Origin of the sequence: Psychrobacter sp. TB20-MNA-CIBAN-0197, from assembly GCF_040309765.1 — a bacterium.
GTDB lineage: Bacteria > Pseudomonadota > Gammaproteobacteria > Pseudomonadales > Moraxellaceae > Psychrobacter > Psychrobacter submarinus.
This window is the reverse complement of sequence record NZ_JBEOPC010001083.1, coordinates 1-250: the sequence shown is the minus strand read 5'-3', so window position 1 is coordinate 250 and position 250 is coordinate 1. Positions and strand designations below refer to the sequence as shown.

1 protein-coding gene is annotated in these 250 nt (G+C 66.0%); it reads right to left on the bottom strand.

What is annotated here, in order from left to right; all coding sequences use genetic code 11:
* A partial coding sequence (locus AAEY83_RS17255; RefSeq protein WP_351061122.1) for an HAD family hydrolase occupies positions 1–236 on the bottom strand: 236 nt, incomplete at its 3' end.
* Positions 237–250: the final 14 nt, after the last annotated feature.

Sequence of the window (250 nt, the reverse complement as noted above, 5' to 3'; positions counted from 1 at the left end):
GCCTTGTCGAGTCGGCCGATATTCGATTGCCGGTCATAAGCCCACTCGCGCTTGGCATCGGTGTGGTGCACCAGCCCCATCAGGCGCTTGCCCGGCCCGGCGGCGGTCCACTGCAGCATCTGCAGGTCGCCGTCGGAGTTGCCAAAGGCGAGGATCGGCCGCCGACCGATGACCGCATCGATGCTGACCGGTTTGCCCGGCCCGTCGTCGTTGTGCGCAACTTTCGGCGTGCGCACGATCGACGCTTTAC